Source organism: Pseudomonas sp. BB438 (assembly GCF_057180225.1).
The window spans coordinates 1,700,617-1,717,003 of record NZ_CM170001.1; the positions used below are offsets into that span (position 1 = coordinate 1,700,617).

The 16,387-nt window shown below is 67.0% G+C and carries 14 protein-coding genes; 13 read left to right on the plus strand and 1 reads right to left on the minus strand.

Annotated elements, in window-relative coordinates; all coding sequences use genetic code 11:
* Positions 1-17: 17 nt before the first annotated feature.
* The 6 genes from dinG to AC1ZV1_RS07925 all read left to right on the plus strand — a co-directional run bounded on the left by dinG (position 18) and on the right by AC1ZV1_RS07925 (position 9,053).
* Entirely contained in the window at positions 18-2,162 is a 2,145-nt protein-coding gene (gene dinG, locus AC1ZV1_RS07900) for an ATP-dependent DNA helicase DinG (RefSeq protein ID WP_484296216.1), read from the plus strand.
* Positions 2,163-2,366: 204 nt separating this feature from the next.
* Positions 2,367-4,649 carry a beta-galactosidase gene (locus AC1ZV1_RS07905; RefSeq protein WP_484296217.1) on the plus strand — a complete coding sequence of 761 codons (2,283 nt, stop codon included), beginning with the start codon at positions 2,367-2,369 and terminating at the stop codon, positions 4,647-4,649.
* A gap of 115 nt (positions 4,650-4,764) precedes the next feature.
* Positions 4,765-5,910, plus strand: coding sequence for a serine hydrolase domain-containing protein (locus tag AC1ZV1_RS07910; RefSeq protein ID WP_484296218.1), 1,146 nt, complete (start codon positions 4,765-4,767; stop codon positions 5,908-5,910).
* 242 nt (positions 5,911-6,152) lie between these two features.
* Positions 6,153-6,962 carry an OmpA family protein gene (locus AC1ZV1_RS07915; RefSeq protein WP_484296219.1) on the plus strand — a complete coding sequence of 270 codons (810 nt, stop codon included), beginning with the start codon at positions 6,153-6,155 and terminating at the stop codon, positions 6,960-6,962.
* A gap of 108 nt (positions 6,963-7,070) precedes the next feature.
* Positions 7,071-7,718: a pyridoxamine 5'-phosphate oxidase gene (gene pdxH, locus AC1ZV1_RS07920; RefSeq protein WP_484296220.1), complete on the plus strand. Its 648-nt coding sequence runs from the start codon at positions 7,071-7,073 to the stop codon at positions 7,716-7,718.
* 195 nt (positions 7,719-7,913) lie between these two features.
* A complete protein-coding gene (locus AC1ZV1_RS07925) occupies positions 7,914-9,053 on the plus strand; it encodes a glycerate kinase (RefSeq protein ID WP_484296221.1) in 1,140 nt (379 codons plus the stop codon).
* Here the strand turns inward: AC1ZV1_RS07925 and AC1ZV1_RS07930 are convergent.
* Positions 9,038-9,274 (minus strand): hypothetical protein, encoded by a 237-nt coding sequence (locus AC1ZV1_RS07930; RefSeq protein WP_484296222.1) that lies wholly within the window; start codon positions 9,272-9,274, stop codon positions 9,038-9,040. The two genes, AC1ZV1_RS07925 and AC1ZV1_RS07930, sit on opposite strands and share 16 nt — an antisense overlap.
* A gap of 206 nt (positions 9,275-9,480) precedes the next feature.
* On the opposite strand from AC1ZV1_RS07930, the gene AC1ZV1_RS07935 reads away from it, so the two are divergent.
* The 7 genes from AC1ZV1_RS07935 (at position 9,481) to AC1ZV1_RS07965 (ending at position 15,938) form a co-directional block, all read left to right on the plus strand.
* Positions 9,481-9,945: an outer membrane lipoprotein gene (locus tag AC1ZV1_RS07935; protein WP_192436074.1), complete on the plus strand. Its 465-nt coding sequence runs from the start codon at positions 9,481-9,483 to the stop codon at positions 9,943-9,945.
* Positions 9,946-10,204: 259 nt separating this feature from the next.
* Entirely contained in the window at positions 10,205-13,021 is a 2,817-nt protein-coding gene (locus AC1ZV1_RS07940) for a monovalent cation/H+ antiporter subunit A (RefSeq protein WP_484296223.1), read from the plus strand.
* A complete protein-coding gene (locus AC1ZV1_RS07945) occupies positions 13,021-13,362 on the plus strand; it encodes a Na+/H+ antiporter subunit C (protein ID WP_484296224.1) in 342 nt (113 codons plus the stop codon). The genes AC1ZV1_RS07940 and AC1ZV1_RS07945 overlap by 1 nt, the downstream gene beginning before the upstream one ends.
* Positions 13,359-14,855 (plus strand): monovalent cation/H+ antiporter subunit D, encoded by a 1,497-nt coding sequence (locus AC1ZV1_RS07950; protein ID WP_484296225.1) that lies wholly within the window; start codon positions 13,359-13,361, stop codon positions 14,853-14,855. The genes AC1ZV1_RS07945 and AC1ZV1_RS07950 overlap by 4 nt, the downstream gene beginning before the upstream one ends.
* On the plus strand, positions 14,852-15,352 hold the full coding sequence (locus AC1ZV1_RS07955; RefSeq protein WP_484296226.1) for a Na+/H+ antiporter subunit E: 501 nt from the start codon (positions 14,852-14,854) through the stop codon (positions 15,350-15,352). Before AC1ZV1_RS07950 ends, AC1ZV1_RS07955 begins: the two co-directional genes overlap by 4 nt.
* Positions 15,337-15,606, plus strand: a complete 270-nt coding sequence (locus AC1ZV1_RS07960; protein ID WP_138212555.1) for a K+/H+ antiporter subunit F — start codon at positions 15,337-15,339, stop codon at positions 15,604-15,606. Before AC1ZV1_RS07955 ends, AC1ZV1_RS07960 begins: the two co-directional genes overlap by 16 nt.
* Positions 15,603-15,938, plus strand: a complete 336-nt coding sequence (locus AC1ZV1_RS07965; protein WP_484296227.1) for a Na+/H+ antiporter subunit G — start codon at positions 15,603-15,605, stop codon at positions 15,936-15,938. The genes AC1ZV1_RS07960 and AC1ZV1_RS07965 overlap by 4 nt, the downstream gene beginning before the upstream one ends.
* The last annotated feature ends 449 nt before the right edge of the window (positions 15,939-16,387 follow it).

Genomic DNA, 16,387 nt, shown 5'->3' on the forward strand with positions numbered 1-16,387 from the left:
CGGGGCCCGGGAAGTCCATGCTCAGCACCGAACTCAAGGCCACGATCCAGGGCGCGTACTCGCGCTTCCTCGAGGCCAAGGAACTCAAGCCGCGCTACGGCCAGCGCCTGATGATCGCCGAAGTCGCCAAGGTCCTGGGGACCATCGCCAGCGACGAGGAAGGCCATCGCCTGGGCGATGCCGCCGTGGTCGCCGTGGAAGCCGGCACCGGCACCGGCAAGACGGTCGCCTACAGCCTTGCCGCCATCGCCTGCGCCAAGGCCGCCGGCAAGCGCCTGGTCGTCGCCACCGCCACCGTCGCCCTGCAGGAGCAGATCGTCCACAAGGACCTGCCCGACCTGCTGCGCAATTCCGGCCTGTCGTTCAGCTTCGCGCTGGCCAAGGGGCGCGGGCGCTACATGTGCCTGTCCAAGCTCGACCACCTGCTGCAGGAGGGCCAAGCGCAGAGCGCCACCGCCCAGTTGTTCGAGGAGGAAGGCTTCCGCATCGATGTGGACGAGACCTCCACCAAGCTGTTCAACCAGATGATCGAGCGCCTGGCCGGCAACCGCTGGGACGGCGACCGCGACTCCTGGCCCGAAGCCATCGAGGACGCGCACTGGGCGCAGGTCACCACCGACCACAGCCAGTGCACCAACCGCCATTGCCCGAATTTCCAGCAGTGCGCCTTCTACAAGGCGCGCGAAGGCATGACCAAGGTCGACGTGATCGTCACCAACCATGACCTGGTGCTGGCCGACCTCGCCCTGGGCGGCGGTGCGATCCTGCCGGATCCGCGCGACACCCTTTATGTCTTCGACGAAGGCCATCACCTGCCGGACAAGGCCATCGGCCACTTCGCCCACTTCACCCGTCTGCGCGCCACCGCCGACTGGCTGGGCCAGGTGGAGAAGAACCTGACCAAGCTGCTGGCGCAGAACCCGCTGCCGGGCGACCTCGGCCGCCTGATCGAGCAGGTGCCGGAACTGGCCCGCGAGCTGCGCACGCACCAGCAGTTCATGTTCACCGCCTGTGAGGAGATCGGCGACTTCCGTGCCGGCGAGGACATGGAAGGCCGCGAGCGGCCGCGCCATCGCTTCGAGGGCGGGGTGATCCCTGAGCACATCCGCGAGATGGGCATCGAGCTGAAGAAGGGCTTCTCCAAGCTCACCGACCTTTTCACCCGCCTGACCGAACTGCTCAAGGAGGCCATGGACGGGGAGGGCAGCGTCGGTATCGCCAGCCACCAGGCCGAAGAGTGGTATCCGCTGTTCGGCAGCCTGCTGTCGCGCGCCCAGGGCAACTGGGAGCTGTGGACCGCCTTCACCTGCGAGGACCCGGAAGACAGCCCGCCGATGGCGCGCTGGCTGACCCTCGCCGAGAGCGGCACCTTCTACGACATCGAGGCCAACGCCAGCCCGATCCTCGCCGCCGAAACCCTGCGCCGCAACCTGTGGAACGTCGCCTACGGCGTGCTGGTGACTTCGGCGACCCTCACCGCGCTGGGCACCTTCGACCGCTACCGCATGCGCGCCGGCCTGCCGCGCGCCGCCGTCACCGCCGTGGTGCCGAGCCCCTTCCACCATGCCGACGCCGGCGTGCTGCGCGTGCCCGACCTCAAGGCCGACCCGCGAGATGCGGCCGCCCACACGGCGGCGATCATTCGCGAGCTGCCGGAGATCGTCGAGGGTTCGCGCGGTTCGCTGATCCTGTTCTCCTCGCGCAAGCAGATGCAGGAAGTCTTCGACGGCCTGGATCGCGACTGGCGCAAGCGCGTGCTGATCCAGGGCAACCTGTCCAAGCAGGAAACCCTGAACAAGCACCGCTCGCGGGTCGACGACGGCGAGCCGAGCGTGCTGTTCGGTCTGGCCAGCTTCTCCGAAGGCGTGGATTTGCCGGGTGCCTACTGCGAGCACGTGGTGATCGCCAAGATTCCCTTTGCCGTGCCGGACGATCCGGTGGAGGCGGCGCTGTCGGAATGGATCGAGGCGCGTGGCGGCAATCCATTCATGGAGATTGCCGTGCCTGACGCCTCGCTGCGCCTGGTGCAGGCCTGCGGTCGCCTGCTGCGGACCGAGCAGGACCGCGGCACCATCACACTGCTGGACCGCCGCGTAGTGACGCAACGCTATGGCAAGGCCATTCTTAACGCACTGCCTCCGTTCCGCCGTGAAATCGCCTGATTGGAGTTTGATCAGCTGCGCGTCGGCATAACTGCGTTGGAAGCTGGCCCGGAATGCTCATTTACTGCGTGTAAACTCCGCTTCCGGGCCAGCTTCCGCCTTGTTCTGCTCTAGCTCGCAAGATCCATGAGAACTGAGCGGGCAAGCCTTCCTGGTTGAATTCAGCGCCTGCCTTGTGGCGGCGACTAGTAAGGACCCGAACACATGATTTCTCCGCGTTGGCATCTGCCTCTGCTGCTCAGCCTGGCCATCGCCAGTGCCCCGGCCTGGTCGGCCGGCGGCAATGAAACCCTGTTCAACTTCGTCAAGCCCATGGCCGTGGTCTCGATCACCACGCAGAACGCCGATCTGCCCAGTTCCACCGCCGAAGCCACGCCCGAGGGCGAGATCCTGCGTCGGGTGAACTTCAACCCGGCACCGCAACCAACCCTGCGCCTGGCACCGTCCAGTGGCAGCTGGGACTGGTCGCAGTCGGACAGCATGAGCCTGCGCATCCAGAATGCCATGGACTGGGCGATCACCCTGGAAGTGGAAATCGAAGGCGTCGCCGGTGCCCCCGGCCTGCGTGCGAGCATCGCCCTGCCGCCAGGCCCGGCGCAGACGTTGGTGATCCCGCTGCACGCCATCGCCCCGGAAGACTTCGGCATGCGCGCCGGCGTGCCCATGCCCGTCACCCAGGACGGCCAGCGACTGCTGCTGGCGAGCAAGGTTACCGGCGAGCTGAACCGCAGCCAGGTTGGCGCGGTGAAACTGTTCCTGACCTTGCCCAAGGCAGCGCAGGACATCCTCGTCGGCCGCTTCGGCACCCGCGCCGGCAACGACGAGTACCACAAGGCCTACACCGGGATCGTCGACGGCTTCGGCCAGTCCACCCGCAGCGACTGGCCGGAGAAGGTGAAGAGCCCCGAGCAATTGGCCAGCGCCTGGAAAGCCGAAGGCGAGCAGTTGAAGAAGTGGCAGCCCGCGCCCGGCCGCGACGCCTTTGGCGGCCTGCTGGACGGCCCGGCCTTCGAAGGCACCGGTTTCTTCCGCACCGAGAAGCGCAATGGCCGCTGGTGGCTGGTGACGCCGGAGGGGCACTCGTTCTGGTCCCTCGGCGTCAACGCGGTGAACGCCGACAGCAGCCAGACCTATGTCGAAGGCCGCGAATACATGTTCGCCAGTCTGCCCAAGGAAGACGAGCCGCTGGCCGCCTTCTACGGCCAGCGTGATGACCGCAGCGGCGTAGGCGCCCAGCAGGGCCGCGCCTTCGGCAATGGCCGCTGGTTCGACTTCTACGCCGCCAACCGCTTCCGTGCCGACGGTGGCCTGAGCGCCGACGCTGCCGCCGCCGCCTGGCGCGAGCGTACCGTGCAACGCCTCGGCTCCTGGGGCTTCAACACCCTGGGTGACTGGAGCGATCCGGCCTTCGCCAGCGAGCCACGCCTGCCCTACAGCGTGCCGCTGTCCATCAGCGGCGACTACGCCACGGTCAGCACCGGCTACGACTGGTGGGGTGCCATGCCCGATCCGTTCGACCCGCGTTTCGCCATGGCCGCCGAGCGGGCCATCGCCATCGCTGCCCGCGACCACCGAGAGGACGCCTGGCTGCTGGGCTACTACGCCGACAACGAGCTGGCCTGGGCGGGCCGGGGGGATGATCCTCAGGCACACTTCGCCCTGGCTTTCGGTGCGCTGAAGCTGTCCACCGACAGCCCGGCCAAGCGCGCCTTCATCAAGCAGCTCAAGGACAAGTACCAGGAGCACGAGCAACTGGCCGAGGCCTGGGGCGTGCAGCTTGGTGCCTGGGAAGACCTCGACGCACCGGGTTATCAGGCGCCGCTGCCGAGCGAGGCGCACCCGGCCATTGCCCAGGACTACAGCGCCTTTCTGCGCCTGTACGCCGACCAGTACTTCAAGACGCTGAAGGACTCACTGCAGTGGCATGCGCCGAACCACCTGCTGCTCGGCCCGCGCTTCGCCGTCAGCACGCCGGAAGCGCTGGCGTCCTGCGCGCAGTACTGCGACATCCTCAGTTTCAACCTCTACGTGCCGCTGCCGCAGCAGGGCTTCGACGCCAACTACGTGCGCAGCCTGAACAAGCCGGTGCTGATCACCGAGTTCCACTTCGGTTCCCGCGACCGCGGACCGTTCTGGGGCGGTGTCGCCGAGGTCTACAACGAACAACAGCGTGGCGAGGCCTACCAGCGCTTCCTCGCCGAGGCGGCGAAGGAGCCGAATATCGTCGGCGCACACTGGTTCCAGTACCTCGACCAGCCGGTGACCGGGCGCCTGCTCGACGGTGAGAACGGCCACATTGGCCTCGTCGGCATCACCGACCTGCCGTTCAGCGGCTTCGTCGACGCGGTGCGCAAGGCCAACCAGCAGACCTTGAAAGGCATCGACGAGCAAGCCCGTGCTGCCGCCAAGGCACCGGCGGAGCCCGAGCCGAAACCGGCGCCTTCCAGCGACGACAGCGACGACGAGGAGCAGGCGTCGGACCAGTAGGCGCAGCGATGATCCGACATTCGTGAGACCGCACCCTGCCTTTGGCAGGGTTCCCAGGGGCGGACCGCGCTGAAAGAATGGCGCCTTCCGCCCTTGTGCTTTTCCGGAGCTTGAGATGACCTTGAACGGCCACTGCGATCCACGCTTCACCCCCGTTGCCGACGCGTTCAGCGCGCTGTTCGAGGACCCGCAGGAGCGCGGCGCAGCGCTGTGCATTCAGGTCGGCGGGGAGACAGTGGTCGATCTATGGGCCGGTAGCGCGGGCAAGGAACCGGGGCAGGACTGGCAGGCCGATACGCTGCTCAACCTGTTCTCCTGTACCAAGACCTTCGCCGCCGTTGCCGCCTTGCAGTTGGTGGGGGAAGGGCGCCTGGAGCTGGATGCCCCCGTGGCGCGCTACTGGCCTGAGTTCGCCCAGGCCGGCAAGCAGGACATCACTGTGCGCCAGTTGCTCTGCCATCGCGCCGGCCTGCCGGCGATCCGCGAGCCGCTGGCGCCCGAGGCGCTGTATGACTGGCAGGCCATGACCAACGCGCTGGCCGCCGAGACGCCCTGGTGGACGCCGGGCAGCGAGCATGGCTACGCGCCGATCACCTATGGCTGGCTGATTGGCGAGGTGATCCGCCGAGTCGACGGTCGCGAGCCGGGCGCTGCCATCATCGCGCGAACCGCCGAGCCGCTGGGGTTGGATTTCCACATTGGCCTGGAGGACGCGGAGTTCCACCGCGTCGCGCATATTGCCCGCGGCAAGGGCAATCTGGGCGACGCCGCCGCGCAGCGCCTGCTGCGCACCATGATGACCGACGCTGCCGCACTTTCGACCCGCGCCTTCACCAATCCGCCCTCGGTACTCACCAGCACCAACAAGCCGGAGTGGCGGCGCATGTCGCAGCCGGCAGCCAACGGCCACGGCAATGCGCGCTCGCTGGCAGGCTTCTACAGCGGCCTGCTGCAGGGCACGTTGCTGGACGACGCGCTGTTGGCCGAACTCACCCGCGAGCATGCCGTTGGCGAGGATCGAACGTTGTTGACCTGTACACGATTCGGTCTGGGCTGCATGCTTGACCAGCCGAGCGTGGCCAATGCCACCTACGGCCTTGGCCCACAGGCCTTCGGTCATCCGGGGGCCGGTGGTTCCATCGGTTTCGCCGACCCCGAGCGCGAGCTGGCCTTGGGGTTCGTCGTCAACACCCTCGGCCCCTACGTGCTGATGGACCCGCGCGCCCAGCGCCTGGCGCGCCTCGCCGGCGACTGCCTGTAACGACGAGCGGGAGGAACCTTCCTTCCGCTGCGCCTTCTTAAGGGCGTCCGCAGTTGCCGTCGCGCTGCCGCGACGGCTTTCTCCCTGGCGTGGAGATACGCCGCTCGTCAGTTCGAGATTAAAATCTCGTTCCAACTGAGTAAGTTATGTACAACTCTTAAGCTGATTGCTGAAGTCAGGGTGCTGCTGCCTGCCAGTCGCGCCCGGCCTCTCTTCATGTTCCGACTGATGGTATCGCCCCCATGAACGTGCCGTTCTCGAATTCGCTGAAAGTCTCCACCCTTGCCCTCTGCGTTGGCCTTTCCGCCTGCAGCCAGTTCCAATCCCAGGATCAGGCCAGCGGCCCGGCCAAGGCGTCGGAAAGCGCCGCAGCGGCCAAGCCGGCCGCAGGTACCAGCCACTGGTGGTGGCCGTTCGGTGGCGACGAGACTGCCGCTGCGCCCGCGCCGGAGAAAAAGCCCGTTGAAACGCCGGCAGTCGCCGACGCGGGCAGCAAGCAGCCCGGTGGCCACTGGTGGTGGCCGTTCGGCGTGAGCGACAGCAAGCCGGGCGCCGACAAGGCCGCCAAGCCGCAGGATGCCAAGGTCAGCAAGGAATGGCTGGATCAGCATGAGCAGTCGCTGCGCGCCGCTGTTGCGGGCAGCAAGTTCACCGTTGAGCGTCGCGACAATGCCCTGGTGCTGATCGCGCCGGTAGAAGGCTCCTTCAACCCCAAGCGTCCTGAGCTGCTGCTGCCGATCACCCTGGCGCCGCTGGGCAACGTGGCGAAGATGCTGCAGAACGATCCGGAGAGTGGTGTGCTGGTGCTCGGTCACAGCGACAGCTCGGGCGACAAGGCGACCAACGACAAGGTCAGCCTGCAGCGTGCCCAGGCGGTGTCCTCGATTTTCCGCCTCAGCGGCCTGGGTGCCGACCGTCTGCGCCTGAAGGGCGTTGGCTCGAGCCTGCCGCGCGCCGACAACGCCAGCGCCGAAGGCCGTGCGCTGAACCGCCGTGTCGAAGTGCTGGTGACCCAGCGCACCAGCCTGCTGGCGCTCGCCCAGTCCAACTGATCCGGCGCGCGCGAAGCGTCATTCCGCCTGGAATGACGCTTGTCGTGGATCAAGCGCGAAGGCGCAAGTCTGGATAAGCTAAAGAACTTCTTCTGCAGGAGATTTCCGATGGCCCAGACCCTGGCCGATATGCGCCGCGAATATACCCGTGACGGACTGACCGAGGCCCAGGCGCCCGCCGAGCCGTTCAGCCTGTTCAACCAGTGGTTCGAGGACGCGGTGAAGACCGAGCAACTGCCGGTCGAACCCAACGCGATGATGCTCGCCACCGTGGACGCTGACGGCCAGCCGCACTGCCGCGTGCTCCTGCTCAAGGGGCTGGACGAGCGCGGATTCACCTTCTTCAGCAACTACGAAAGCGCCAAGGGTCAGCAGCTCGGGGAGAACCCGCGTGCGGCCATGACCTTCTTCTGGCCGGCCCTGGAGCGGCAGGTCCGTATCGAAGGGCAGGTCGAGAAGGTGTCCGCCGAAGAGTCAGCCGCCTACTACCGTGTGCGCCCGCTGGGCAGCCGCCTGGGGGCCTGGGCGTCGCCGCAGAGCCGGGTGATCGATGGCCGTGGCGAGCTGGAGCAACTGCTGGAAGAAACCAAGCAGCGCTTTGCTGACACGGCGCCGAGCTGCCCGGATTTCTGGGGCGGCTTCCGCCTGCTGCCCAGCCGCATCGAGTTCTGGCAGGGCCGCCCGAGCCGCCTGCATGATCGCCTCAACTTCCGCAACGAAAACGGCGTCTGGGTTCGCGAGCGCCTGGCACCATGATCTGACCCAGGGGCTCGGCAAAAGCGTGCCTTGCCCTCGACTCCTGCGATGGGCTCATCGGTCCCGCAGTAACCGTGTCCTGTCGCCAGCGCAGGCCCTGCCGGTGGATCGCGGGCAGGGCCTGCTTCCGCGGGTGCTGATCTGCGCTGGCGGTGTAGGATGCCCTTCATCTTCCTGCACGGCAGACCTGCCCCCATGAAAGTCGTCATCGCTCCCGACTCCTTCAAGGAAAGCCTCTCGGCCCCTGATGTCGCCGAGGCCATTTCCCGTGGCTGGTTGCGCGCGCGGCCCGGCGACCAAACCGTGCTGCGGCCCATGGCCGACGGCGGCGAGGGCACGGTGGACGCCGTGCTGGCAGCGCGGCCGGGCGAGCGCCGCGAGCTGGATGTCTGCGGCCCGCTGGAGCAACCGGTGAAGGCCCACTGGGGCTGGCTGGAGGGCGCCACGGCAGTGATCGAGACGGCCGCCGCCAGCGGCCTGCACTGGGTTCCCGAAGGTCAGCGCGACGCCACCCGAACCACCAGCCGGGGCACCGGCGAGCTGATTCGCGCAGCGCTGGATGCCGGGGCGAGCAAGATCATCATCGGCCTGGGCGGCAGCGCCACCAACGACGGCGGCTTGGGCCTGCTACAGGCGCTGGGTGCGAGTTTCCGTGATGCCCAGGGCCGGCAGTTGGGCGCCGGTGGTGCGCAGCTTGCGGAACTGGAGCACATCGATCTGTCGAACCTCGACGCGCGATTGGGCCAGGTCGAGATCGAAGTCGCTGCCGACGTGAACAATCCCCTGTGCGGCGCCCACGGCGCTTCAGCGGTATTCGGCCCGCAGAAGGGCGCGACCCCGGCCCAGGTGCAGCAGTTGGATGCCGCCCTCAAGCGTTTCGCGGAAGTCGCTGCGCTGGCCCTGGGGCAGGACCACAGCCTGTTTCCTGGCGTTGGTGCGGCTGGCGGCCTGGGCTTCGCTTGCCGGGCCTTCCTCAAGGCGCGCTTCCGTCCGGGCATCGAGTTGATTGCCGAACTATCGGCGCTCGAGTCGGCGCTGGCAGGTGCATCCCTGGTCATCACCGGGGAAGGCCGGCTGGATGGCCAGAGCCTGCACGGCAAGACGCCGGTGGGCGTGGCCCATGTGGCGCGTCGCGCGGGCGTGCCGGTGATCGCGCTGGCGGGCAGCGTCGGTGAAGGACTGGCCGAGTTGCGGGACGTCGGGATCGCGGCGGCGTTCAGCCTGGCGCCAGGGCCTATCACCCTGGCGGATGCCTGTGCACGGGCGGCGCAGGAACTCGAGAACCGCGCGGAGGCACTGGCGCGCTTCTGGTCACTCGCTCAGGCCGCGCGGTAGTCGTCGGCGGCGCGCTGCAGCCAGTCGGGCAGGTCGCGGCGCTTCACCTTCTGGCGCTTGGCATCGGCCAGGCGTTCGAGCAGGTAGCCGCGCTTTTGCGGGTCATCGCCGGCCAGCGACAGCGCCAGGTCACGGTCCATCCAGCGGCGGATGCGCCAGTAGATCCACCAGTGGAAGTACAGGCCGGCAGCGGTGGTGACGACGATGATGAAGTAGTCCATGTGGGGTGTCCGTGTGGGGCGCTTCTGGGGCGGGCACCAGCCTAACCGATCCCTCTGCACGAAAAACTGAGCTACGGCAGGCGTTTTCGGCGTATCTGGCACAAACTGTACGAAAGCTGAATCGAGATCAGCTGTTTCACGACCTGGCGTGACACGCGGGCTGCCGTCGGAGTCTAATAGCCGTAGCCCTACTCGGAGGTTCCCTAATGCGTAAAACTGCCCTCATCGCCGTGACTTTCGCCGCCCTGGCCATGACTCTCGGCGGTTGCCAGTCCAGCCTGACCGGCGACACCTACACCCGTGAAGAAGCACGTACCGTGCAGAACGTTCGCATGGGTACTATCCAGGCTCTTCGTCCTGTGAAGATCGAAGGCACCAAGACTCCGATCGGCTCCGTTGCCGGCGCCGCGGTCGGCGGTATCGGTGGCAGCGCCATCGGTGGCGGCAGAGGCAGTTATGTCACCGCCATCATCGGCGCCGTGGCCGGCGGCCTGCTCGGTGCAGCCACCGAAGAAGGCCTGACCCGCACCCAGGGCGTGGAAATCACCGTCCGCGAAGACGATGGCAGCACCCGCGCCTACGTCCAGCAGGTCGACGAAGGTGCCGTGTTCCGTGTCGGCGAGCGCGTGCGCATCCTGACCGTCAACGGTACCAGCCGCGTCGCTCACTGACCGGCTACCGGCTGCCCGGTTCGTGGCAGCCAGCGAAACCCAGCGCGCGACAGTCGTTTCGACTGTCGCGCGCTATCGTTTGGGGGATCGTAAAATCCGGCGCAGCTCAATGCGGGCGCGGCTCAGGCCTGTATTTTCGTAATACTTCAATCCATGACGCATAATCGATAGATATGGATAATCGTCGCCTTTGCAAGCCGGCCGCCTGTGTGCGGTGTTGCCTGTCTGAACGCCGTCCGGCGGTGAAAAGGAGTGGGTCATGACGTTGGCGCTGATCATCGCGCTGCCTTTCTTCGGGGTATTGCTGCCGCTGCTGGCCGAGCGTTTCGGCCGGACCGCCTGCGCCACCGCCACTGGGCTGGTGCCGCTGCTGGGTCTTGTCTTGCTGATGGGCCAGCGCTCGGTGCTGGGTGCCGAGCCGCAGGTCCAGCGCCTGGACTGGCTGCCGGAGCTGGGCCTGAACCTCAGCCTGCGCCTGGATGGCCTGGGCTTCCTGTTCGCCTTGCTGATCCTCGGCATCGGCCTGCTGGTGATCCTCTACGCGCGCTATTACCTGTCCGATAAGGAGCCCGCCGGGCGCTTCTTCGCCTTCCTGCTGCTGTTCATGGGCGCCATGCTCGGCGTGGTGCTGAGCGAAAACCTGCTCTTGATGCTGGTGTTCTGGGAGCTGACCAGCCTGTCGTCGTTCCTGCTGATCGGCTTCTGGGGACATCGCTCGGATGCGCGCAAGGGCGCGCGCATGTCCCTGGCGGTCACCGGTGGCGGCGGCCTGGCGCTGCTCGCCGGTATCCTGCTGATCGGCCATGTGGTGGGCAGCTACGAACTCTCCACCGTGCTCGGCGCCCGCGAGGTGCTGCAGGCCAGCCCGCTGTTCCCGCTGGCGCTGTGCCTGGTGCTGTTGGGCGTGTTCACCAAGTCCGCGCAGTTCCCGTTCCATTTCTGGCTGCCCCATGCGATGGCGGCACCGACGCCGGTTTCCGCCTACCTGCACTCGGCAACCATGGTGAAGGCCGGCGTGTTCCTGCTGGCGCGCCTGTACCCGCTGCTCTCGGGCAACGACCTGTGGTTCTACCTGGTCAGCCTGACCGGCCTGGCGACCCTGCTGATGGGCGCCTTCATGGCGCTGTTCCAGAACGATCTCAAGGGCCTGCTGGCCTACTCGACCATCAGCCACCTGGGCCTGATCACCCTGCTGTTCGGCCTGGATTCTCCCATGGCCAACGTTGCGGCGATCTTCCACATCATCAACCACGCGACCTTCAAGGCCTCGCTGTTCATGGCCGCCGGGATCATCGACCACGAGACCGGCAGCCGCGACATGCGCCGCATCAACGGCATGTGGAAGTACATGCCGCACACCGCCGTGCTGGCGATGGTGGCGTCGGCGTCCATGGCTGGCGTGCCGCTGCTCAACGGCTTCCTCAGCAAGGAGATGTTCTTCGGCGAGACCCTGGCGCAGAACATGATGGGCAGCTTCAACTGGGTGATCCCGGCGCTGGCGACCGTGGGTGCGCTGTTCTCGGTGAGCTACTCGGTGCGCTTCATCCACGACGTGTTCTTCAACGGCGAGCCGATCAACCTGCCCAACCCGCATCCCCACGAGCCGCCGCGCTACATGAAGGTGCCGGTGGAGATCCTTGTGTTGATCTGCCTGCTGGTGGGCGTGCTGCCGTCGTTGACCGTCGGTCCGCTGCTGGCCGGCGCCGCTGCATCCAGCCTGAACGGTGCGCTGCCGGCGTACAGCCTGGCGATCTGGCACGGTTTCAACGCGCCGCTGGTGATGAGCTTCGTTGCCACCGCCGGTGGCGTGCTGCTCTATGTCCTGCGCAAGCCGCTGTTCGACTGGTATGCCGGGCTGCCGGCGATGGACGCCAAGCAGGTGTTCGAGCAGCAGGTGCAGCGCGTGGTGCGCTTCGCGACGGTCGTCACCGGTTACCTGGAGAACGGTTCGCTGCAGCGCTACGCCATGCTGCTGGTGCTGGCCGCGGTGGTGGTGGTATTCGCCGGCCTCGCGCCGCTGCCTGCTATCGAGGGTGACCGCGCGCAGACGCCGCTGGATGGCATCACCGCGCTGGGCCTGGTCCTGCTGGCCATCGCCGGGCCGCTCACTGTCTGGTTCCACCGCCAGCGCCTGACCGCGCTGGTGATCCTCAGCATCGCCGGGCTGCTGGTGGCGCTGGCCTTCGCCCGCTTCGCCGCGCCGGACCTGGCGCTGACCCAGCTGTCGGTGGAAGTGGTGACCATGGTCCTGCTGATGCTGGCGCTGTACTACCTGCCGGCGCGCACGCCGAAAAGCTCCAGCAGCCTGCGCCGCCTGCGCGACTTCCTGATCGCCGTCGGCGCCGGTCTGATGGTCACGCTGCTGGCCTACGCCGTCCTCACGCGCCCTTACGACAGCATCGCCGGCTACTACCTGGAAAACAGCGTCTCCGGTGGCGGCGGGCACAACGTGGTGAACGTGATCCTGGTCGACTTCCGCGGCTTCGATACCCTCGGCGAGATCACCGTGCTGGCGATCGCGGCGGTCGGCATCTTCGCGCTGCTCGACGGCCTGCGCTTGCTGCGCCGCGAGCAGGATGACGAAGGCCGTGCCTGGGCGAAGGACCGCTTCCCGCCGATCCTTGCCACGCTGTCGCGCCTGTTGCTGCCGCTGGCACTGCTGGTCTCGGTGTTCATCTTCCTGCGCGGGCACAACCTGCCGGGCGGTGGCTTCATCGCCGGCCTGATCACCTCGGTGGCGCTGATCCTCCAGTACATCGCCTGCGGCAGCCGCTGGGTGAGCACGCGCCTGCCGCTGGACTACAGCCGCCTCGCCGGCCTCGGCGTGCTGATCGCCGGGCTGACCGGGCTGGGCGCCTGGTTCTTCGGTTTCCCGTTCCTCACCTCGGCGTTCGGCCACGTCCACATTCCGCTGGTGGGTGACATCGAGCTGGCCACCGCCATGCTCTTCGACCTGGGTGTCTACTTCACCGTGGTCGGTGCGACGCTGTTGATCCTCTCGGGCCTCGGTTCGGTCACTGCGCCACCCCCCTTGTTAGAGCCAAGAGAGCCGCTGCTGTCCAAGGAGGCGCCCTGATGGAAGCGCTGTTTGCCATCGCCCTCGGCCTGCTGACCGCCAGCGGCGTCTACCTGCTGTTGCGTGCGCGTACCTTCCCGGTCGTGCTGGGGCTGACCTTGCTGTCCTACGCGGTCAACCTGTTCCTCTTCGCCATGGGCCGGCTGGCCGGCGACCCGGCGGTGATCGGCAAGGTCGCCAACGCCGGGGACCCGATCCCCCAGGCGTTGGTGCTGACCGCCATCGTCATCGGTTTCGCCATGACCGCGTTCGTCATCGTCCTGGCCCTGCGCGGGCTGGCGGAAACCGGCGGCGACCATGTGGATGGCGGTGATGGTCACGCAGGAGAGCAAAGCCAATGAACCACTGGCTGATTCTTCCGGTCCTGCTGCCGCTGTTCGCCGGTTGCGCACTGCTGCTCGTGAACGAGCGCCTGCAGCGCGGCCTGTCGCTGCTCGCCACCCTGGCGCTGCTGCCGCTTTCCGCCGTCTTGCTGCAGCAGGCCGACAGCGGCGTGGTGCAGTTCTATGCCCTGGGCAACTGGCAGCCGCCGTTTGGCATCATCCTGATGCTGGACCGCCTCAGCGCGCTGCTGATTGCCGCCACCGCGCTGCTTGCCAGCCTCTCGCTGATCTACGCGGTGCGTGGCGACGACCGGCGCGGCAAGCGCTTCCATGCGCTGTTCCAGTTCCAGTTGCTGGGTCTGAACGGGGCGTTCCTCACCGGCGACCTGTTCAACCTGTTCGTGTTCTTCGAGATCCTGCTGATCGCCTCCTATGCGTTGCTGCTGCACGGCGGTGGGGCAGGGCGGGTGCGTGCAGGCATGCACTACGTGGTGCTGAACCTCGTCGGCTCGGCGTTCTTCCTCCTCGCGGTGGGCACGCTCTATGGCATCACCGGCACCCTGAACATGGCGCACATGGCGGAGCGCGTGGCCCAGTTGAGCGCCGAGCAGGCGCCGCTGGTGCGTGCGGCGGCGTTGCTGTTGCTGGTGGTCTTCGGCCTGAAGGCGGCGCTGCTGCCGCTGTATTTCTGGCTGCCCAAAGCCTATGCCGAGGCCAGCGCACCAGTGGCGGCGCTGTTCTCGATCATGACCAAGGTCGGCATCTACTCGATCCTGCGGGTCTACACGCTGATCTTCGGCGACCAGGCCGGCGAACTGGCGAACCTGGCACAAGCCTGGCTCTGGCCGCTGGCGTTGGCCGGGATCGTCGCTGGTGCGCTGGGCGCGCTGGCGGCGACCACGTTGCAAGGCCTGCTGTCCTATCTGGTGGTGGTCTCCGCCGGTACGCTGCTGGCAGCTATCGCGCTGGGCACGCCGGAGGCGCTGTCCGCCGCGCTCTACTACCTGCTGCACAGCATCTGGGTCGCCGGCGGCCTGTTCCTGCTGGCTGACCTGATTGCCCGCCAGCGGGGCGAAAAGGGTGGCCGACTGGTACAGGGCCCGGCGCTGTTGCAACCGCACCTGCTGGGTGGCGCGTTCTTCTTCGGCGCTATCGCCGTGGCCGGGTTGCCGCCGCTGTCCGGCTTCCTCGGCAAACTGATGCTGTTGCGTTCGGTAAGCGGGGGCAGCGAAGCCATCGCACTGTGGAGCGTGGTGCTGATCAGCGCATTGGTCACCATCGTCGCGCTGAGCCGCGCCGGCAGCACGTTGTTCTGGCGTACGGGGCTGAGCGTGCTGGGCAGCGCCAATCGCGAACCGGTGAAGATGTTGGCGACCTTCGGCCTGCTGGCCAGCGCGCTGTTGATGGTGGTCGCCGCGCGGCCGCTGATCACCTATGCACAGGCAACCGCCGCGCAGTTGCTGGATGCCGGGCTCTATCGCCAGGCTATCCTGCTGGGAGGTGGCGCATGATCCGGCGCATCCTTCCGCACCCGCTGCTCAGCGGCGTGCTGCTGCTGAGCTGGCTGTTGCTGGTCAACGACTTCTCCCTCGGCCACTGGCTGCTCGGCGCGTTCCTTGGCCTGGCCATCCCGCTGTTGTGCCGCAACCTGCTGCTGGCCGCGCCGCGCATCCAGCGGCCGGGCCTGCTGCTGCGCTTCATCGGCCTGGTGCTCTACGACATCGTGGTCGCCAACCTGCAGGTGGCCAAGCTGGTGCTGGGGCCGAAGGCGAAGCTGCAGCCGGGCTTCGTCGAGATTCCCCTGGAGCTGACCGATGACCTCGCCATCAGCATCCTGGCCAGCGTCATCACCCTGACCCCGGGCACCTGTTCCGCCGATCTGTCCGCCGACCGCCGCACGCTGCTGGTCCATGGCATCGATGTGCCCGACCCGCAGGCGCTGGTGGCGGACATCAAGGCGCGCTACGAAGCGCCGCTGAAGGAGGTGTTCGCATGCTCGGCATCGTGATCCCGATCTGCCTGGCGCTGCTGGGCATCGCCGTGCTGCTCACCGTGGCGCGGCTGGTTCGCGGACCGTCGGTGGCGGACCGCATCCTGGCCCTGGACACCCTGTCAGTGGAGGCCATCGCGCTGATCGTGCTGTTCGGCATCTGGAAGGGCAGCGGTCTGTACTTCGAGGCGGCGCTGCTGATTGCGGTGATGGGTTTCGTCAGCACCGTGGCCCTGTGCAAGTTCCTGCTGCGCGGAGACATCATCGAATGAATGGCGACATGATCGTTGAGGCGCTGGTGTGCCTGCTGCTGCTCGCGGGGAGCCTGTTCGCCCTGCTCGGCGCCATCGGCCTGTACCGGCTGCCGGACTTCTACACGCGCCTGCACGCCCCGACCAAGGCCTCGACCCTGGGCGTGGGCGGCGTGGTGCTGGCATCGCTGCTGTACTTCAGCACGCGCGGGGAGGGCGTCAGCCTGCATGAGATCCTGATCACCGTGTTCCTCTTCATCACCGCGCCGGTGAGCGCGCACCTGCTGGCCAAGGCGGCGATGCAGCAGCGCGTGCCGGTGGAGCGGGGGACCAGGGGCAAGCCCTGGGAGTGATTGTTTGCGATGCTTGTGGATTGGGTGCTTTGCGCCGCTTCGGCGCGCGCGTGAAGTCTGTGTTTCGCCCCCCTCGGGCGACCTCCTTTGGCAAACGACCCCAAGGAGGCAAAGGTCTTGCCCTGGACATCCGGTTTTTCGCTTAGGCGAAAAATACCCTCGTTGAATTGAAGTTTCAGGGGCGCGCGCTGACGGACCATCCCTGGCCCGACAGCGCTCTCGCGACATCCATGTCGCTCAACCCCGGAAACTCCAATTCAACGAGACCTCCTGAACGGGGCAGTCGGCGCGTGCGGATATTTCTCTGGAAGACCTTAAGCGCCAAATCCAAATCCAGAGTCGGGGAGGCGGGGCTCTTCGTGGGACCGAGGGGGACGTCTAGTCCTTGCTCGCGAACCGCCCCAGCGCCGGAGCCGCCGGTGAGTTTGATCGCGAGCAAGCTCGCTCCT